Genomic DNA, 18,497 nt, shown 5'->3' on the forward strand with positions numbered 1-18,497 from the left:
CCGGGTAACCGGAACCGGAAGTCGGGCTCGGCCGCAACCAGGCGGCCGGGCCCGATCGGTTTCGCCGGCGTTCGGCCGCGTTCAGCGGCGGCGGTGTGATGGGGACGGCTGGGCCCGCGGCCGGCATTGTCGGTGATATGCACCGTCAAAAAGGTAGTCGCGAGCGCTCGACAAGCGCTATACAAAAGAACATCGGGCGGACGGCGGCTGACCGCCGGAATGTCGGCGAACATATTCACGAGAAAGGCGGCGGCGTTCCTTGCCCCGACCGCGGAATTGTCTACCCTGCACGAGTGGGCAATCACGTGGCGAGATGGGCCGGTAACGAGGACGGCGCCCGTGCCGGGCGCCTCGTCGAGGTGGTCGCGTTGCCGCTCGCGCTGCCACCGGTGTCAGCCGTGCGGGCCGTGCGCCCGGCGGGACCGGAACGGGTGTTCGCCGGGGCGGTCGACACCTGGCTGCGGGCGGGTGGCTGGCGGCTCGGCAACCGGGGCGCGGGCTCGGTTGCCCTGCGCGGCGGCGGCGAGGGCGAGCCGGGCTGGCTGAAGGACGCCTGGGAGAACGAGGTGCGCGCGCGGAACTGGCCACCCGGCGCGGTGCGGACCCTGCTGGTCATCAGCTACGACGAGACGCGGCTCTACTGGTGGGCGGCGGACGGGGCCGCCACGCACTGAGCCAGCCGGCCAACCTGTCCCGCCCTGTCCCGCCACGGGACGCGACGCCGACGAGGCGATGACGAGCGCACCGCACCCGACTCGGCGTATGTTTTTTGTAGACAATATACATGATCTTGACCTGATCATGACGGCCGCGCAACCATGACGGCGAGAAACGAAGGAGGCCCGGGTGACGACGACCTCGCGTCCTCGGCTGGCGATCGGCCTGCCCGTCGGGGAGTCGATGTTCCGGACCGACGAACAATACAAGATCATTGACTTGTGTCGCGCCGCCGACGAGGCCGGCGTCGACACCGTCGTGCAGAGCGACCATGTGATCATGGGCGAGCGAACCGACCGGTACCCGTTCGGGACGTTCAACTTCCCGCACGGCTCACCCTGGTTGGAACCGCTCACGCTGCTGTCGGTCGTCGCCGGAGCGACGTCCCGGGTGCGGCTGTCGACCGGGATCCTGATCGCGGGGCTGCGCCGCGCGCCGCTGCTCGCCAAGACCTGCGCGACGTTGGACGCGCTGTCCCGGGGCCGCCTGGAGATCGGCGTCGGCACCGGCTGGCAGCCCGAGGAGTACGAGACCCTCGACCTCGACTTCGACAACAGGGCCCAGATCCTCGACGACACGATCGCCGCCTGCCGGGCGCTGTGGGCTCCCGGCGGCGCCACCGCGGTGGACCTGCCGACGATCGGCTTCGAGAAGATCTGGTGCGACCCGAAGCCCTTCCAGCCGAACGGGCCGGCGGTCCTGTTCAGCGGCCCGCTGACCAGGCGCAACCTGCGCCGGATCACCGAGCTGGGCGATGGCTGGATTCCGATCATGGGCGAGTCGCACGAGGGCGTGGCGGCCGGGGTCGAGAAGATCCGCGCGGCCTGGGCCGCCGCCGGCCGCGGCGACGCCGTCCCGCGGGTGCGCCACACCCTGCCGCTGGTCCGCGGCGAGGGCCGCGCGGTCGACCTCGACCGGACACTCGCCGGAGCGGCGGCGATGGCGGAGATCGGCGTCACCGAGGTCTCGGTGCCGGCCGCGGCGTTCGTCCGCGACGGCGCCGAGGTGGCCGCCTGGATCGGCGACCTCGGCCGGCGCTGGGAGAAGCTGTGGAGCTGAAGGCGATGGAACTGAACGCGGCGGAGCTGAACGCGGCGGAACGGGCGCGGAACGCGGCGCAACGGACGCGCCCGGCCGGGCTGCTCGCCGCCGGCCGGTCGGCCGGTGAGCCGGCGGACCGGCTCGCCCTGCGCGACCTGGTCGACAGCTACGCCGCGGCGGTCGACGCCAGGGACGAGGAGCTGTTCGTCGCGCTGTTCGCCGACGACGCGGTGCTCCAGGTGTGTTACGCGAACCTGGACGAGCCCGCGACCACGGTCACCGGCGCGGCCGCGATGGCCGTGATCCCGCGGGCGTTGCGCGCGCGCTACCCGGAGACGATCCACCTCGTCGGCAACCACCGTTGTCAGGTGGACGGGGACAGCGCGGTCGGCGAGACCTACTGCGAGGCGCATCACCTGCATCTCGGCGCGGACGGCGAGCCCGCCGATCTGCGGATGGTGATCCGCTACGCGGACGCCTACACCCGGGGCGGCGACGGCGTCTGGCGCTTCGCTCGGCGGACGGTGAACGCGCGGTGGCAACAGGTCGGGCCGGTCACCGCCAGCGCCCTGCACCGCCCCTGACCAGCGCGGGCCCGTTCCCGAAGCCAGCCCGTGCCGCCGGCGCCCAGGTCCTACCGGTCGCCCTACGATCTCGAGGAGGAACGCGCGATGGCGCAGGGTCGGCTCGACGGGCTGCGTGCCCTGGTCGTGGGCGGCGGCAGCGGGATCGGCTACGCGAGCGCGCGGCTGTTGGGCCGCGACGGCGCGCTGGTGACCATTGCCGGGCGCACCCAGGACAAGCTCGACGCCGCGGCGGCGCGGCTGAGGGAGGAGGAAGGCCTCGCCGTGCGCACGGCGCGGTGCGACACGCTCGTCCCCGCGGACGTCGAGCATGCCGTCGAGATCGCGGGCGACGGCGAGCGCCTCGACATCGGGGTGACCGTTCCCGGCGGTGGCTCGTTCCAGCCGGTGCTGACCTACGAGCCCGACCAGTTCAGCCAGGAGGTCGACCTGAACGTCCGGCCGGTCTTCCTGCTCATCAGGTACGGCGCGGCGGCGATGACCGGCGGCGGCTCGATCGTGGCGATCTCGTCGACCGCCGCCGTGTTCTCCACCCGCTTCCTGGCGAGCTACGCCGCGGGCAAGGCGGCCGTCGACCACCTGGTCCGGGTGGCCGCCGACGAGCTCGGCGAGCGCGGCATCCGGGTCAACGCCGTGCGCCCCGGCCTGACCAGGACCGGCAGCACCACCGGCATGCTTGGCAACGAAGCGGTACGCGCCGCCTTCCTGGCCGCCCAGCCGATCGACCGGCACGGCGAGGCCGACGACACCGCCGCCGCGGTCCGCTTCCTCGCCGGTCCCGAGTCGAGCTGGGTCACCGGCCAGCAGATCAGCGTCGACGGCGGCCATACCCTGCGCAGCTTCCCCGACGTGCTGTCCCTGCTCACTCCAATCCCCAAGGGCTGACCTACGACATGGACGTTGAAAAGTTACGGACCCTGTTCGACCTGACCGGCCGGGTCGCCATCGTCACCGGCGGCACCCGCGGCATCGGCCGCGCGATCGCGGAGGGCTTCGTCGCCGCCGGCGCGGCCGTCGTCGTCGCCAGCCGCAAGGCCGACGCCTGCGCCGAGACCGAGGCACACCTGAAGGCGATGGGTGGACAGGCCCTCGGCGTCCCCACGCACGTCGGCGACCTGGCCGCCCTGCGCACACTGGTCGAGCAGGCCGCCGCGACCTTCGGCCGCATCGACATCGTCGTCAACGACGCCGCCACCGGCCTCGCCCAGCCGCTCGGCGCGATGACCCCCGGGGCCTGGGGCAAGTCGTTCGACGTCAACCTGCGTGGGCCGGTGTTCCTCGTCCAGGAGGCGCTGCCGCACCTGGCCGCGAGCCCGGCCGCCTCGGTCGTCAACGTCGTCTCGGCCGGCGCCTTCCTGCACTCCCCCGCGGTGTCGATGTACGCCGCCGCCAAGGCGGCGCTCGTCGCGTTCACCCGCTCGATGGCCGCCGAGTACGCGCCGCACGGCATCCGGGTGAACGCGCTCTCTCCCGGCGCGGTCGACACCGACATGGTGCGCGCCACCACCCCCGACTCCCAGGACCGGATGGCCAAGGCCAGCCATCAGGCCCGGCTCGCCCACCCCGACGAGATGGTGGGCCCGGCCCTCCTGCTGGCCGCCGACGCCGGCAGCTTCCTCACCGGCCAGGTGCTGCACGTGGACGGCGGCCTTGTCGTCGCCCGCTGAGCCTCGTCGTCGCCCCGCTGATCAGCGGGCCTGATCGGTGAGCTCTTGATAGTGGGCCTGATCGGTCGGCCTGCTCAATGGGCCGCGTGGAGCTCCGAACGGTCCTGGCGCGGCCAGGGGCGACCCTGGCCACGCTCCATCGCGAGGTTGAAGCGGGCGAGCAGCTGGGCGAGAGTCGCCAGGTCCGCCGGGTCCCAGTCGCCGACCATCTTGGCGATGCCGCCCACCGCCCAGGCACGGTCGGCGTGCAGCCTGGCGAGGCCATGGTCGGTGACGCGCAGCTTGCGGGCCAGGCCGCCTTCCGGGTCCGGGATGCGCTCGACCAGACCGGTGCGCAGCATCGCCGCCGTCTGCCGGTTGATCGTCGAGGTGTCCAGCCCGAAGGCCTCGGAGAGCTGACCGATGGACATCGGACCCTCTGCCTCGATCCGGCTGAGCAACAGGTAGGCGCTACGTTCCAGCCGCTGCTGGGCCTTGGCCGCCTCCGCCCGGGCGGTGGCGGTCATGACCATGTACCGGCTGATCAACATCAGCTCGCGCTCGATGTCGGCGACTTCGGCCAGGCCGTCCGCGTCCGCCGTCGTCTCGGGCTCCATCGCGGCCCCTCCCCTCGCGTGCGCGCCGAAATCCAGCCTACTCGCCATGTGCGCGATACACATTATATGCGCGATACACAAACCAGGCGTTGGACTCGTTGCGATGACTGGGGACCCGTGCCGCACCGGGCGAGCGGGCGCGATGCCATCCCTCTGCCGGTGGCCGCGCCGCTCCCCGCCGACGTGGCCAGCACGATCTCGCTGCTCACGCCCGGCCGCGGCGCGGCCGTGCTCGTCCACGCCGACCTCGCCCGGATGACCGGCCACCACGATTTCTCGACCTCCTTCGGACCCTGCGACGACAGCACGCTCACGCTCTCTGGTTGTCCCAGCCTCCGGCTCTACCCGACCCGACCGAGTCAACTGATTTTCGAATCGCTTCCGCCAGGCGCGACAGAGCGCTCCGAAGATCCGATCGCCTCGGGGCCGGCCCGCGGCAACCCGGACAGCACGACAAGGCGCTCCGGGCCTCCCGGTGGAAGAAGCCCGGCATGGGTCCGGTGGGACCATCTTCGGCAATATCACCGGCTCACGGGCTGACCAGAGACCGACCAACGGTCCCGAACAGACCGGTCCGGCCTCGGCGCACCAGCGGTGTGGTGGGGCGGGCGCAGGCGCCATCGGTCCGTGCCAGGTCAGTCAGACCGGCCGGTCGCGCCTCGTCCCGCGGTGGCGCAAGAGCAAACGTAGACAGCTGACTGGGTCAACTATATTGTTCCCTTCCGGGTCCGAGGTGGCACAGATCATGCTGCGGGGTAGCTCGGCCCGCAGGGCATGACGCCGGCTCGCTCCCGGCAGCAGAAGCAATGTCGACGTCGGCACAGGCCGCTGGGCGTCGTCGGTAACCCCAGCCGTGCCGGTGGAGGTTTCCGTGACAACGGCCTGGCGAGGCAAGGAGCGGAGAATGGCGCAGGAGCCAGGTCACAGCGGCGCGGCTGCCGGCGACGCCCAGGGGGCGGGCGGCCCCTACCGCGGCGTCGCGCAGCTGATGACCATCGACGTGGCGCGCGACCCGCGGCCGGTCTTCAGCGCGTTGAGGGACAGCGGGCGAGTCCAGCGAATGGACGGCCTGTCAGGTCCCGCGGTCGTCGCCACGGGCCGAGCCGCCATCGACGAGATCTTCAAGTACCCGGACGTCTACTCCTCGGCGGCGCACGCCGGAACGCTCGGCAACGTGCGCCCGCTCATCCCGATCGAGTACGACCCGCCGGAGCACCGCAAATACCGCAAGCTCATCAACCCGGTCTTCTCGCCGGCGGCGGTCGAGCGGTGGAAGGAACCGGTGACCCGGCTGGTCCACGAGCTCATCGACGGCTTCATCGACGCCGACGAGATCGACTTCGCGAGGCAGTTCTCGACCCCACTGCCCTCCCAGATCTTCCTCACCCTGCTGGGCCTGCCGCTCGAGGACCTGCCCACGTTCCTGCGCCTCAAGGACGGCATCGTCCGTCCCTCCGTGCTCCTCGGCCTGCCGCCGAACCACCCGGACGTCAAGGCCCACCAGCGCGCGACGGCGCAGGAGATCTACGCCTACTACGACAAGGTGCTCGACGAGCGCGAGAGCGGGCGCAGGGACGACCTGCTCAGCCATCTGCTGGACGTCGAGGTCGACGGCGAGAGACTGACCCGCGACGAGTTGCTCGACATCTGCTTCCTGTTCCTGACCGCGGGCCTGGACACCGTCTCCGCCTCGCTGGAGACGTTCATGGCCTACCTCGCCGAACACCCCGAGCGCCGCGCCGAGGTCGTCGCCAGCCCGGACAACATCGACAACGTGATCGAGGAACTGCTGCGCTACGAGTCGCCGGTCATGCTGGTCTCGCGGTTCGCGACCACGGACACCGAGCTCGCGGGCTGCCCGGTCCACGAGGGCGAACAGGTCTACGTCTTCATCGGCGCCGCGAACCTCGATGAGGAGGAGCTCCCCGACGCGGGGGAGGTCCGATTCGACCGGGCGGTCAACCGCCACATCGCGTTCGGCGGCGGGGTACACCGCTGCCTCGGCTCGCACCTGGCCCGTCTCGAGCTGCGCATCATCCTGCGCGAGTGGCACGCGCGGATTCCGCATTACCAGATCAAGCCAGGGACCAGGCTGGACCTCAGCCCCGGCGTCCGGTCCCTGAACTCGTTCCCGATGCTGCTGGGTGCGGAAACCTCGCGAGGAGGAAATCCATGTCCGGCGAATTAGTGCTGGATGGAAAGGTCGCGATCGTCACCGGCGCGGGTGGTGGGATCGGCGGGGCCTACGCGAGGGGTTTGGCGGAGGCCGGCGCCGCGGTCGTTCTTGCCGACATCGATATGGAGCACGCCGAGGCGGCCGCGAAGGAGCTCGCCAACGCCGGCCACCGCGCGCTCGCCGTGCGTACCGACGTCTCCGACGAGGCGAGCGCGAACGCCATGGCAGCTGCCGCGATGGACGCTTTCGGCTCGGTCGACATCCTCGTGAACAATGCCGCACTCATGGCCGAGATCGTCGGCCAGGGCACGCTCACCACCATGTCGCTCGACATGTGGAACCGCACCGTCGCGGTGAATCTCACCGGCCCGCTGCTGTGTGCCCGCGCGGTCGTGCCCCACATGAAGAATCGCGGATACGGGAAGATCGTCAACCAGTCGTCCGGCGGCGCCTTCATGGCGGCGAACGCCTACGGCATCACCAAGCTCGGCGTCGTCAGCATGACGCTCTCGCTCGCCCGTGAGCTTGCGCCGTTCGGCATCCGGGTAAACGCGATCGCGCCGGGCTATGTGAACACCGAGGCAGGCGCGGTCGCGGCGCCGCCGGCGCTGCGGGCGATGGTCGAGAAGTCCATTCCTTTCCCGTTCGGCGACCCCGAGGACCTGGTACCAGGACTGCTCTACCTGGTCGGCCCCGGCAGTGACTGGGTCACCGGCCACACCCTGAACATCGATGGCGGCTGGATCCCGCGCACCTGACGCGGCCACCGGCTGGACATCCTGATCGGTGTCGGGCGGCCGTCGGCGACAACCGGCAGGCACCCGACAAACGGGCCTACAGACGCCGAGAAACGAGGGGAACATGGCGAACGAAGACCTCCCGCGCTGGATCCTGCACATCGAGTCAAGCCCGGTCAGCCGCGACGCGGAAACCCTGGCCGAGTTCAACCGCTGGTACGACGAAGTGCACATCCCGGAGATGGTGGCCTTCGAGGGATACCTTTCAGGCCGTCGACTCGAGCCGGTCGGCGACGACGGCCCGTATATCGCGCAGTACGTGATCGAGGGCGACCCGGAAGATGTCCTCGGCCGGGTGAAGGCCGCGTCCGCCGCCGGCGAGCTGAAGATGTCCGAGACGCTGCAGATGAACCCGACCCCCAAGATGCGGCTCATGCGAGTTTCCCTCGAGTACACCAAGCCGGACAGGCGGCGCTGAGCGTGTCAGCGCTCCGACGAGCGGCAGATTTTCACACGGTTGGCGTACTGCGGCCGGGAACGGAGGACCTTCATGCAACGTGATGACATGATCCTGATCAGTGTCGACGACCATGTGATCGAGCCGCCCGACATGTTCGTGGGCCGGCTCCCGAAACGGTACGCCGACGACGCGCCCCGGCTTGTGCACCGCGAAGACGGCACCGACGTATGGACGTTCCGGGACACCGTCATCCCGAACTCCGCGCTGAACGCGATCGCCGGCCGCCCCAAGGAGGAGTACGGTCTGGAACCGCAGGGCCTAGACGAGATCCGCCCGGGCTGCTACGACATCCACGAGCGGATCAAGGACATGAACGCCGGCGGGCTGCTCGCCCAGATGAACTTCCCCTCATTCCCCGGCTTCGCCGGCCGGCTGTTCGTCACCGACGACGTCGACTTCTCCCTCGCCCTCGTTCGCGCCTACAACGACTGGCACGTCGAGGACTGGTGCGCCACCTATCCCGGCCGGTTCATCCCGATGACGATCCCCGCCATCTGGGACGCCGAACTGTGCGCCGCCGAGGTACACCGCAACGCGGCCCGCGGCGTCCACTCCCTCACATTCAGCGAAAACCCCGCCGTCATGGGCATGCCCAGCTTCCACGACGAATTCTGGAACCCCCTGTGGGCCGCACTCGTCGACACGAACACGGTCCTGTCGATCCACATCGGCTCCTCCGGACGGATCGCCGTCCCCGCCGCCGACTCGCCACCCGATGTCATGATCACCCTGCAGCCGATGAACATCGTCTCCGCCGCTGCCGACCTGCTCTGGTCCCGCGTCCTCAAGGACTACCCAGACCTCAAGATCGCCCTGTCCGAAGGCGGCACCGGCTGGGTCCCCTACTTCCTCGAACGCGCCGACAAGACCTTCGACGTCCACGCGACCTGGACCATGCAGGACTTCGGCGGCAAGAAGCCCTCCGACGTCTTCCGGGACCACTTCCTGACCTGCTTCATCACCGACTCCCTCGGCCTCGGCCTACGCCACGAGATCGGGATCGACAACATCACCTGGGAGTGCGACTACCCCCACAGCGACTCCGCCTGGCCGACCGCCCCCGAAGGCCTGTGGGCCGACTTCCAGAAATGGAACGTCCCCGACGACGACATCAACAAGATCACCTACCAGAACGCAATGCGCTGGTACTCCTTCGACCCCTTCACCCACATCAAGAAGGAAGACGCCACCGTCGGCGCGCTGCGCGCGGCAGCCGAAGGCCACGACATCAGCATCCGATCCCGCAGCCACCAGATCATCCAACCCCAGGAAAAACTCGAACAGTTCCGCATCCGCGCCCGTGCCGCCGTCGCCGGCACGACGACCAACCGCTAGTGGGCTTCCCGTCGAACTGAACCCGCCGAAAGAGGAGATGGGGCCCTGTGAAGGGATGGCAACTCGTCGAGTTCGGTACGCCACTGCGGCTGGTCGAGAAGGAGGATCCCGAACCCGGCCCGGGGGAGGTCGTCCTCGACGTCAAGGGATCAGGTCTGTGCCACTCCGACGTCATGGAGATCAACAGCCGCGGCGCCGACTGGCTGCTCGGGACGATCATGGGCCACGAGCTGGCCGGCGTCGTCTCCGCGGTGGGGCCCGACGTCACCGATTGGAAGATCGGCGACCGGGCCGCCGTCTGCCCGTCGAACACCATGCGCTGCCCAGGCTTCCACTATGACGGGGGGTTCGCCACGAAGCACCTGTCGCCAGCGGACGACCTGGTCACGGTCCCGCGCGAGGTCGACTGGGCCCTCGGTGCCATGATGACCGACGCCGGTATGACCTCGTACCACGCACTCGTGCGCCGTGGCGGAGCGACCGCTGGCATGAAGGTCGGCCTGATCGGCCTCGGTGGCCTCGGCCAGATCGCCGCCCGGGTCGCCGTTCTGAAGGGCATCGACGTGCACGTCGCGGAGCCGAAGAAGGACGTCTGGCCGCTCGCCGAGCGCCTCGGCGTCACGCACCTCGTCGCCGACGTCGCCGAGTGGGAGAACCAGAACTTCGATCTCATCGTCGACTACGCCGGCTTCGGCACGACGACGGCCGGCGCGCTACGCGCGGTCGGCTTCGACGGAACCGTGGTCCAGGTCGGCCTCGGCGTCAGCGAAGCGATGATCCCGCTCGCAGACATGGTCGGCCGCAAGTCCAAGCTGCTCGCCTCCCGCGGCGGCACCAAGGAGGACATCGCCGAGCTCTACACGTTCGTCGCCGCCGGAGACCTCGACCCCACCGTCACCAAGATTACTTTCGACGACATCCCCCGGGGCCTCGCTGACCTGGCTGCCAACAAGGTCACCGGCCGCCTCGTCGCCCTCATCTGAGCACACGCCGATCCGGGCGCCCCCCGAGAAAGGGGCTTCGGACAATGCCGGCCGGCGACCACGCGGCCGAGGCCTCGTCAGTCTCCGTCTGGCTTCTCTTCCGCTTTCTCGGAAACCTCGGAGACTTCGGGTCCCACCGGGTCGGTGGTTCGGGCGGAACCGCCGGAACCGCCGGAACCGCCGGGGCCGCCGGTCACGGCGGCTTTCACGGCGGCCAGGGCGTCACGGCGGAAACGGGTGGCGGCCTCGGTGTGGGCGGCCAGGGCGGTGAGCTCGGTGCCGGCGCGGATGGCGGCGCGGGCGCCCCAGACGTCAAAGGCACGGTGGACGGAGCGCTTGTTGATCTGGGTCAGCTCGCTGGGGATGCCGGCGACGCGCGCCGCGATCGCGAGCACCTCTTCCTCCAGTCGGTCGGCCGGGTAGGCGCGGTTGGCGAAGCCGATGCGGGCGGCCTCGACCCCGTCGACGGCGTCGCCGGTGAGCATCAGCTCCATCGCGCGGCGCAGGCCGAGCAGCACCGTGTGGTACTGCCAGTCCGGCGGGCTCGCCACCCGGACCACCGGATAGCTGATGCGCGCGTCCTCGGCCACGTAGACCAGGTCGCAGGCGGAGGCGAGCTCGGTCGCGCCGGCGATCGCGTAGCCGTGGATCTGGGCGATCACCGGCTTTGCCAGGTCCCAGAGGCTGAACCAGGTCTCGCCCGCCTGCCGGGCCCACTGGCCGTCGCCCGGCGCCGAGTAGAACGGCGGGTCGGCCATCAGCGGGGACGCAAGGTCGTAGCCGGCGGAGAAACACGGCCCCGCGCCGCGGACGATGCTGACCCGCACGTCCGGGTCGTTGTCGTGCGCCCGCAGCGCGTCGAGCAGCTCGGTGCGCAACGGGGTCGAGATGGCGTTGCGTTTCTCCGGCCTGTTCAGCGTGATCCGGCGGACGCCGTCGGCCGGGGCGTCGACCAGCAGAAACTCGTAGTCGGCGGTCACCGGGCTTTCTCCGCCGCGTCGCCCACCAGGTCGCTGCTCACCAGGTCTCTCGTGCCGGCGAGGTCGGCCATCAGCTCCAACGCCTCCGGTTGGTGTGCGTCGATGATGACGCCGGTGATGCCGGGCACGGCGTAGTCGGCCGCCCAGCGCGCCCGGATCCGGGCCGGCGAGCCGAGCAGGGCGGTCTGTTCCAGGTATTCGTCCGGAACGGTCCCCAGCGCCTCCTCCTTGCGCCCTGCGCGCCAGAGCTCACCGATCCGGTCGGCAGCCTCGGGGAAACCCCGGCGGGCCATCGCGTCACGGTGGTAGTTGTGCGTCGTGCTGCCCATCCCGCCGACATACATCGCGGTCAGCGGGCGCATCGCGTCGAGCGCACCGCGCACGTCGTCGGTGATCCGCACGGACGCGCCGGTGAACACCTCGAACCCGCCGCCCGCGACCCGTTCCTGAACGGCTCCGGGCACACCGTCCGGGCCGAGGCCCATCGGCAGCCAGCCGTCGCACAGCTCGGCGGCGAGCGCGGTGTTGCGCGGGCCGCCGGCGCCAAGCCAGATCGGGATCGGTGCCACCGGATGCATGATCGATTTGAGTGGCTTGCCCTGCCCGAGCGCGCCCGGGCCGGCATAGGGCAGCCGGATCTCCTCACCGTCGTGACGGAGCGGCTCGTCGCGGGCCAGCACCTTGCGCACGATCGTCACGTAGTCGCGCAGCCGGGCGGTTGGCCGTCCCCACGGCTGGCCATACCAGCCCTCGACGATCTGCGGCCCGGAAAGCCCGATCCCGAGGACCAGCCGGTTGCCGCCGGCGAGGGCGTCGATCGTCATCGCCTGCATGGCGAGGGTGGCCGGCGGGCGGGCGGCGAGCTGAACGACGGCGGTCCCGAGCCGGATCCGCTCGGTGTGGGCGGCGAGGAAGGCCAACGGCGTGAGTGCGTCGCTTCCGTACGCTTCGGCGGTCCAGACGGAGTGGTAGCCGAGGCGTTCCGCGTGCCGGACCTCGTCGACGGGCACCGTGAGCCGGGCGGCCCGGTAGAGACTGAGGCGCAGGCCGAGCCTGAGCACGGTCACGGCAGGATCCCTCCCGGCTGGGGTGCGCGGTTCGCGGCCGCCCACTCCCGGCCCTCGCTCAGCGCGAGGCCGGCGAGCAGCGCGTTGCGCAGCTCGCGCGGGTCGATGACGTCGTCGTACGCCAGCCGGGCGCCCCCGGTAATGGATGCCCTGGCCTGTTCGGCCGCGACCCGGGCCCGCTCCTCGGGATCCTCGATCTTGCTTGCCGTCGAGCCGGCGGGCAGTGCGCCCAGCGTGATGGACGGGAAGGCGAGCGTCAGCGTCTGGCCGTCGAACGGGTTCATCGCCATCACCGACGAGCCGAAGCCGAACGCCTTGCGCAACGTCACGTGCAGCTTCGGCACCGTCAGACGGTGCTGCACGGCGTACATCCGGGCCGCGTGGCGCAGGATTCCGGCACGCTCGGCCGCGCTGCCGGCGAGAACCCCGGGATTGTCAGCGAGGAAGACGCAGGGCAGGCCGAAGACGCCGGCCACCTGGAGGAAATGCGCCACCTTGTCGGCCGCGTCGCTGTCGATCGCGCCGGCGAGCACGCTCGGGTCGTTCGCGACGATCGCGACGGCGTGGCCGCCGAGACGGGCGAGCGTCGTGACGACGGATGAGCCGAAATCCGGCTGCACCTCCAGCAGCTCGCCGTCGTCGACGATCGCTTCGAGCACCGGCCGGATCCGGTACGGACGGCGTGGATCGGGCGGGATCAGCTCAAGCAGCTCGTCGACGCAGCGCGGTCCGGTGTCAGAACCGTCCGGGCGGCGCGGCGGCGGCTCGGCGACGTTCAGTGGGAAGTAGGACAGGTAGCGGCGGGCCAGCGCGATCGCGGCGCGGTCATCCGCGACGACGTTGTGGACGACGCCGCTGGTAGCGGCGGCGACGTCGGGACCGCCGAGGTCCTCCTTGGTGATCACCTCGCCGGTGGCCGAGCGGACGAGCGGCGGACCGGCGGAGAAGATCGACGCGGTCGCGGTCATGACGACGAAGTCGCACAGCGGCGCGGTGAGCGCGCCGTGGCCGGCCGAGGCGCCCAGCACCAGGCACACCATCGGCACCAGGCCGGAGAGCTCGACCAGCCCACCCAGGTCGCCGGGCCGACGGCCGGTCGCGCCCTCGGTCACCCGGTGGCCGGCGCCCTCCAGCATCATCACCAGCGGCACCTGCTCCTGACGGGCAAGCTGGGCCAGCCGGTAACGCTTGTCGGCCGCGCCGGTGCCGATCGAGCCACCGAGCACGGTGACGTCCTCGGCACCGGCCAGGGCGGGACGCCCGTCGATCCGCCCGGCGCCGGCCACGAACGCGTCGGCGGGGACCGGCGGGTCCATGGTTGCGCCGACCAGGGCGCCGATCTCGTAGAACGTGCCCGGGTCGAACAGCGCGGCGAGCCGTTGCCGGGCGTTCAGCCGGCCACGCTGGGCCTGCCGGACGAGCCGGGCCTCGCCGCCCATCCCGAACGCCACGGCCTTACGGCGCTCGATCTCGGCGAGCGCCGGACCCCAGCCGTACAGGCCAGGGGCCGGGCCGGAGGCTGGGTGGAGGGCTGGGTCGGGGGCAGGACCAGGCGCCAGGTTGGGCGCCGGGCCGGGGGCTGGCTCGGACGTCGAGTCGGGCGCTTCGTCGGGTGCGCGCACCGGACCACAGTAGGAACCAGGTTTCTCTCCCGCAAGGGGCAGCTCGGGCCTGCCGGACCGTAACGGCTTCTTCCCAGGCCACCACCACTAGAATTTAGTTCCAGCAATCTGGCCAGGACCGGAGCACGGGAGCGAGGAGCGGCGTGGAGATCAGTGGCGCGGTAGCGATGGTCACCGGCGGCGCGTCCGGGCTGGGAGCGGCGACCGCTCGGCTGCTCACGGCGCGCGGGGCGCGTGTCGTGGTCGCCGACCGGGACGACGCCAGGGGCGAGGCCGTCGCCAAGGAGGTCGGCGGCGTGTTCGCGCACGTCGACGTCACCTCGACCGCCGACATCATCGCCGCGACCGAGCTGGCCAGGACGCTTGGCCCGGTGCGCGCTCTGGTGAACTGCGCGGGCATCGGCTGGGCGGCGCGCACCATCGGCCGGGACGGCACCTACGAGTCCGCACACAGCCTCGACGCGTTCCGCAAGGTCATCGAGGTCAACACGATCGGCACGTTCGACTGCATCCGGATCGTCGCGACGGCCATGTCGGCCACCGAGCCGCTCTCCGCCGACGGGGAACGTGGCGCGATCGTCAACACCGCGTCCCTCGCCGCCTTCGACGGTCAGATCGGCCAGGCCGCCTATTCCGCGTCCAAGGGTGGCGTCGTCGGCATGACGCTGCCCGTCGCCCGCGACCTCTCCGTCATCGGCGTCCGGGTGAACTGCATCGCCCCCGGCCTCATCGACACCCCGATCTACGGAGAAGGTCCAGGGTCCGAGGCGTTCAAGGACAAGCTGAAGCGCGACGTCCTCTTCCTGCACCGCCTCGGCACCGCCGACGAGTTCGCCTCCCTCGCCGTCGAGCTGCTCACCAACAGCTACCTGAACGCCGAGGTCATCCGCGTCGACGCCGGCGCCCGCCTTCAGCCCAAGTAGACCGGGCGCACCAGGTCCCCCGCGCACGACGGCGCAGGCAGCCGCTCTCTCGCCGATCTTCATCGACCCAGCGCGAAGGTCCGGTCCACATACCCATTCGGTGATCTTCAACGCGCCCAGAAGATGGACCACCCCATGATCACGATCCGGGTTCGCATAAGTCGGACAAAAAGGTCAACGGCCCGCCAACCCGCATACCCAAACAGCGATCATGGCGCGGGCTTCACCCCCCGAGGGGCAATGATCGCTGGTTGTGTATGGGAACTGGCATTGGCTGACGCCGAGGCCTCGATGGTCACGTTTCGCCGTTCGGTGGACGCCGGTCAGACGGGCGGGGCAGGGGTGGCGGCCGGCTGGTCGAGCACGAAGGCGTCGGACAGCAGGTGGAGCCATTTCGCCACCATCGCGTCGGCGTCCACGGTGGCCGGGTCGACGCCGGCGGTGGCGAGGCCGATCGGGCGGAACAGCCGCCAGCCGAGAGCCACCACCTGCAGGAAGGCCGCGAAGACCCGCGCCTCGTCCTCCGGCACCTCGCGGTCGTGCTGGTGCGCCTCGCGGGAGATGATCCCGGCCACCTGGTCCTGCGCGGGCGAGTGGCCGAAAACATCGAAGGAATAGCCGCCTTCTAGCGCGGCCCAGCCCATGATGCGGCCGATGCTGCCGTCCGACGTCGTCAAGAACATATCGATGACGTCGGCGAGCGCCTCCACGTGTTCCAAACGGTCCGCCGACCGCGCCGCGACGCGCTGGTAAACCTCGCGCAGCAGATCCTCCCTGGTACCGAGGTACTGATAGACGAGGCCGAAGTTCACCCCGGCCGCGTCCGCGATCTCGCGCAGCCGCACATTGGCTGGTCCCTGCTCGGCGATCAGCCGCTGCGCCGCCTCGAGCAGCGCCTCCCGCACCTCCGCGCGGCCGCGCGGCCGGCGCGCGGGGACGCCCGCCTCGGACGCCTCCGAGGCAGCCAAGGCAGCCGACGCGGCCGTGCCCGCGGGCTCTGAGGTGTTGCCGGCAACTCCCACGGGTGGATCGTAAGCCGCCCATCCCCCACCCGGCGCCGCCCGCGGCAGCCTCTTGCGTGGCTCTAGTCACATGGCTATAGTCACCCGACTAGAGCCGACGATGACCCGTCGGGGTCCTCAGAAAGCCTCGTTACGACACGTCTCGAAACACGCGCCAACGAGGCGCGCGGCGTGCCGTTGATTCGCCGTGGCGGCTATTGCGCGCGCCGGCGATTCCTCGTGGCAGATTCATGCTCAGGGACCGGAGTCCACCTGTGGCCGACCATCTCAGTTTTACGCAGCTCTTTATCGACGGGTTACCCGTCGACGGGGCCGCCGAGCCGCTCGGCGTCGAGGACCCGGCGACCGAGGAAACCTTCACCACCGTGCCCACCGCGTCGCTCGCACAGGTGGACGCGGCGATCGAGGCGGCCCGGCGCGCGTTCGAGCGAGGCGCGTGGAGGCGCCAGCCCGCCGGCGAGCGGGCGGCCGTGCTCGCGCGGATGGCCGACGTTCTGGCCGGGCGGCGCGCCGAGCTCATCGAGACGGCGATCCGGGAGACCGGCTCGACGGGCCTCGTCGCGCAGTGGGCCCAGGTCGACATGGCACTGGAGCACGCCAGGGCGCTGCCGGAGCTGTTCGCGACGTTGCCCGAGTGGGAGCACAACGAGCTGCCGCTGACCGAGTCGCTCGACCCGACCGGCCGCGACGTGGTGCTCAGCATCCGCCGCTACGAGCCGTGCGGCGTGGTCGCGGCGATCACTCCGTACAACTTCCCGCTGCAGACGAGCGTGTGGAAGGTCTTCTCCGCGCTGGCGGCCGGCTGTTCGGTCGTCCTTCGGCCAAGTCCGCTGACGCCGCTCACCGCGCTGGCGCTCGGCGCCGCCGCGGCGGAGGCGGGCCTGCCTCCCGGCCTGCTGAACGTCGTCGTCGAGGCCGGTTCGGCCGGGGCGGAGTTGCTCACCACGGACCAGCGGGTCGACTGCGTCTCGTTCACCGGGTCGACCGACGTCGGCCGGCGCATCGCCGCGCAGGCGGCGCCGACGGTGAAACGGCTCCTGCTGGAGCTCGGCGGCAAGTCGGTGCAGTTGTACCTGCCCGACGCCCTCGGGCCGGGCAGGCTCGAGAGCGGGGTCACAGGCGTCTTCGGGTCGATGGCCGGCCAGGGCTGCGCGCTCCAGACCCGGGTGCTGGTGCCCAGCGAGAGCCTGGCGGACGCCGCCCTGCGGGTGGGGGACGTGGCGCGGTCGCTGCGCGTCGGGCACCCGCGCGACCCGGAGACGGTCGTCGGGCCGGTCATCTCGGCGGCGCAGCGCGAGCGGATCGAGCGGCTGGTCGCGGCCGGCGTCGACGCCGGGGGGACGCTGGTCGCCGGTGGCGGGCGCCCGGCCCATCTCGACGTCGGCTACTACGTCGCGCCGACCGTCCTGCTGGTCGACGACAACCGCAACCCGCTCGCCCAGAGCGAGGTCTTCGGCCCGGTCGTGACCATTCAGGGCTACGACGACCTCGACCACGCCGTCGACATCACGAACGACTCGGAGTACGGCCTGTCGGGCGGCGTCTACACCGGCGACCTGAGGCTGGGCCTGAGCCTCGCCGAGCGGATCCGGTCCGGCACGGTGCAGGTGAACCGGGGCGCCGCGAACGCGTACACGCCGATGGGCGGAGTGAAGCAGAGCGGCATCGGCCGTGAACGTGGCGTCGCGGGATTCCGGGAGTACCAGGAGATCAAGCACGTCGTCGTCTCCGGTGCTCGCTGAGGACCTGGCACGCCGAGGACCGGGAGCGGCGACGGAGAACAAGGACGGGAGCGGCGAGATGGAGAACGTGGAGCTCGATGTCCAGGTGGACCGCGAGCTGTGCATGGGGTCGGGATCGTGTGCCTTCCACGCGCCGGCGACGTTCGATCTCGACGACGAGATGAAGGTCGTCGTGCTGGCCGGAGGCGACCCGGGCGCCGCCGTCGACGCCGCCGTCGACTCCTGCCCGTCGGGGGCCCTGCGACGAAGGGAAACGCCATGACGGACAACGTCACGGACAACGTCACGAAAGAAGGCGCGGGTGCGGGCTCGGGTACGGGCTCGCCGGGCTACACGGCGCCCGACCTGGCGCTGCTGGGCGAGGAGCACGTCCGGCGTTACCTGGAGACCGGGGGCGCCGTCGGCCACACCTGGAACGGCGTCACCTGTCTCGTCCTGTGGACCGTCGGCCGGCGAAGCGGCCAGCGCCGCGTGACACCGCTCATCTACGCCCACGACGGCGACGCCTGCGTCGTCATCGCCTCCCAGGGCGGGGCGCCGGTCCACCCGGGCTGGTACCACAACATCGTCGCCGAGCCGCGCGTCGAGGTGCAGCTGCTGGCGGACCGGTTCGAGGCACGGGCGCGCACCGCCGAGGGCGAGGAGCGCGAGCGGCTCTGGAAGCTCATGGCCGAGCACTGGCCGAACTACGACGAGTACGCGAGACGCACGTCCCGGCGCATTCCCGTCGTGGTCCTGGAACGCGCGTGACGAAACCGGGACTCGGACATGACAAGGGCTGACCT

General features: G+C 70.8%; 19 protein-coding genes. 14 read left to right on the forward strand and 5 right to left on the reverse strand.

All coding sequences use genetic code 11. The features are described from left to right. Window positions 1–293: 293 nt before the first annotated feature. From FRCN3DRAFT_RS0232090 to FRCN3DRAFT_RS0232110, 5 genes are all read left to right on the forward strand, one after another. Complete coding sequence (locus FRCN3DRAFT_RS0232090; RefSeq protein WP_131803592.1) at window positions 294–674, forward strand: hypothetical protein; 381 nt, start codon at window positions 294–296, stop codon at window positions 672–674. A 172-nt stretch (window positions 675–846) separates the two neighbouring features. Then, window positions 847–1,776: a TIGR03619 family F420-dependent LLM class oxidoreductase gene (locus FRCN3DRAFT_RS0232095; protein ID WP_007508464.1), complete on the forward strand. Its 930-nt coding sequence runs from the start codon at window positions 847–849 to the stop codon at window positions 1,774–1,776. Between the two features lie 5 nt (window positions 1,777–1,781). After that, on the forward strand, window positions 1,782–2,342 hold the full coding sequence (locus tag FRCN3DRAFT_RS47220) for a nuclear transport factor 2 family protein (protein ID WP_007508466.1): 561 nt from the start codon (window positions 1,782–1,784) through the stop codon (window positions 2,340–2,342). An 87-nt stretch (window positions 2,343–2,429) separates the two neighbouring features. Next, entirely contained in the window at window positions 2,430–3,227 is a 798-nt protein-coding gene (locus tag FRCN3DRAFT_RS0232105) for an SDR family NAD(P)-dependent oxidoreductase (RefSeq protein ID WP_007508468.1), read from the forward strand. 8 nt (window positions 3,228–3,235) lie between these two features. After that, entirely contained in the window at window positions 3,236–4,009 is a 774-nt protein-coding gene (locus FRCN3DRAFT_RS0232110) for an SDR family NAD(P)-dependent oxidoreductase (RefSeq protein WP_007508470.1), read from the forward strand. Between the two features lie 74 nt (window positions 4,010–4,083). Here FRCN3DRAFT_RS0232110 and FRCN3DRAFT_RS0232115 read toward each other — a convergent pair whose 3' ends face one another. After that, window positions 4,084–4,605: a MarR family winged helix-turn-helix transcriptional regulator gene (locus FRCN3DRAFT_RS0232115; RefSeq protein ID WP_007508472.1), complete on the reverse strand. Its 522-nt coding sequence runs from the start codon at window positions 4,603–4,605 to the stop codon at window positions 4,084–4,086. Window positions 4,606–5,509: 904 nt separating this feature from the next. Between FRCN3DRAFT_RS0232115 and FRCN3DRAFT_RS47225 the strand changes: the two genes are divergently transcribed. From FRCN3DRAFT_RS47225 to FRCN3DRAFT_RS0232145, 5 genes are all read left to right on the forward strand, one after another. Next, a complete protein-coding gene (locus FRCN3DRAFT_RS47225) occupies window positions 5,510–6,793 on the forward strand; it encodes a cytochrome P450 (RefSeq protein WP_007508474.1) in 1,284 nt (427 codons plus the stop codon). Then, window positions 6,778–7,539 (forward strand): SDR family oxidoreductase, encoded by a 762-nt coding sequence (locus FRCN3DRAFT_RS0232130; RefSeq protein ID WP_007508476.1) that lies wholly within the window; start codon window positions 6,778–6,780, stop codon window positions 7,537–7,539. Before FRCN3DRAFT_RS47225 ends, FRCN3DRAFT_RS0232130 begins: the two co-directional genes overlap by 16 nt. 103 nt (window positions 7,540–7,642) lie before the next feature. Then, entirely contained in the window at window positions 7,643–7,996 is a 354-nt protein-coding gene (locus tag FRCN3DRAFT_RS0232135; protein ID WP_007508479.1) for a DUF4286 family protein, read from the forward strand. 72 nt (window positions 7,997–8,068) lie between these two features. Then, window positions 8,069–9,373 (forward strand): amidohydrolase family protein, encoded by a 1,305-nt coding sequence (locus tag FRCN3DRAFT_RS0232140; RefSeq protein ID WP_007508481.1) that lies wholly within the window; start codon window positions 8,069–8,071, stop codon window positions 9,371–9,373. A gap of 47 nt (window positions 9,374–9,420) precedes the next feature. Next, window positions 9,421–10,356 carry an arabinose dehydrogenase gene (locus FRCN3DRAFT_RS0232145; protein ID WP_007508483.1) on the forward strand — a complete coding sequence of 312 codons (936 nt, stop codon included), beginning with the start codon at window positions 9,421–9,423 and terminating at the stop codon, window positions 10,354–10,356. 77 nt (window positions 10,357–10,433) lie between these two features. On the opposite strand, the gene FRCN3DRAFT_RS0232150 is transcribed toward FRCN3DRAFT_RS0232145, so the two are convergent. Genes FRCN3DRAFT_RS0232150 through FRCN3DRAFT_RS47235 form a run of 3 tightly spaced genes read right to left on the reverse strand, consistent with a single transcriptional unit; the run spans window position 10,434 to window position 14,025 of the window. Further along, complete coding sequence (locus tag FRCN3DRAFT_RS0232150; RefSeq protein WP_007508485.1) at window positions 10,434–11,336, reverse strand: enoyl-CoA hydratase-related protein; 903 nt, start codon at window positions 11,334–11,336, stop codon at window positions 10,434–10,436. Further along, window positions 11,333–12,403, reverse strand: a complete 1,071-nt coding sequence (locus FRCN3DRAFT_RS47230) for an LLM class F420-dependent oxidoreductase (RefSeq protein ID WP_007508487.1) — start codon at window positions 12,401–12,403, stop codon at window positions 11,333–11,335. Before FRCN3DRAFT_RS47230 ends, FRCN3DRAFT_RS0232150 begins: the two co-directional genes overlap by 4 nt. Further along, window positions 12,400–14,025, reverse strand: a complete 1,626-nt coding sequence (locus tag FRCN3DRAFT_RS47235; RefSeq protein ID WP_007508489.1) for an acyl-CoA carboxylase subunit beta — start codon at window positions 14,023–14,025, stop codon at window positions 12,400–12,402. Before FRCN3DRAFT_RS47235 ends, FRCN3DRAFT_RS47230 begins: the two co-directional genes overlap by 4 nt. A gap of 143 nt (window positions 14,026–14,168) precedes the next feature. Between FRCN3DRAFT_RS47235 and FRCN3DRAFT_RS0232165 the strand changes: the two genes are divergently transcribed. Beyond that, the gene (locus FRCN3DRAFT_RS0232165) at window positions 14,169–14,948 is read left to right on the forward strand and encodes an SDR family NAD(P)-dependent oxidoreductase (RefSeq protein ID WP_007508491.1); all 780 of its coding nucleotides are present in this window, start codon (window positions 14,169–14,171) and stop codon (window positions 14,946–14,948) included. A gap of 323 nt (window positions 14,949–15,271) precedes the next feature. Here FRCN3DRAFT_RS0232165 and FRCN3DRAFT_RS50035 read toward each other — a convergent pair whose 3' ends face one another. Further along, window positions 15,272–15,970 (reverse strand): TetR/AcrR family transcriptional regulator, encoded by a 699-nt coding sequence (locus FRCN3DRAFT_RS50035; protein ID WP_007508492.1) that lies wholly within the window; start codon window positions 15,968–15,970, stop codon window positions 15,272–15,274. 254 nt (window positions 15,971–16,224) lie between these two features. Between FRCN3DRAFT_RS50035 and FRCN3DRAFT_RS0232175 the strand changes: the two genes are divergently transcribed. Genes FRCN3DRAFT_RS0232175 through FRCN3DRAFT_RS0232185 form a run of 3 tightly spaced genes read left to right on the forward strand, consistent with a single transcriptional unit; the run spans window position 16,225 to window position 18,462 of the window. Further along, on the forward strand, window positions 16,225–17,712 hold the full coding sequence (locus tag FRCN3DRAFT_RS0232175) for an aldehyde dehydrogenase family protein (RefSeq protein WP_007508494.1): 1,488 nt from the start codon (window positions 16,225–16,227) through the stop codon (window positions 17,710–17,712). Further along, complete coding sequence (locus FRCN3DRAFT_RS0232180; protein WP_232794218.1) at window positions 17,702–17,974, forward strand: ferredoxin; 273 nt, start codon at window positions 17,702–17,704, stop codon at window positions 17,972–17,974. The genes FRCN3DRAFT_RS0232175 and FRCN3DRAFT_RS0232180 overlap by 11 nt, the downstream gene beginning before the upstream one ends. Continuing rightward, complete coding sequence (locus FRCN3DRAFT_RS0232185; RefSeq protein ID WP_007508498.1) at window positions 17,971–18,462, forward strand: nitroreductase family deazaflavin-dependent oxidoreductase; 492 nt, start codon at window positions 17,971–17,973, stop codon at window positions 18,460–18,462. The genes FRCN3DRAFT_RS0232180 and FRCN3DRAFT_RS0232185 overlap by 4 nt, the downstream gene beginning before the upstream one ends. Window positions 18,463–18,497 lie beyond the last annotated feature (35 nt).

This window comes from Pseudofrankia saprophytica, from assembly GCF_000235425.2.
GTDB classification, from domain to species: domain Bacteria; phylum Actinomycetota; class Actinomycetes; order Frankiales; family Frankiaceae; genus Pseudofrankia; species Pseudofrankia saprophytica.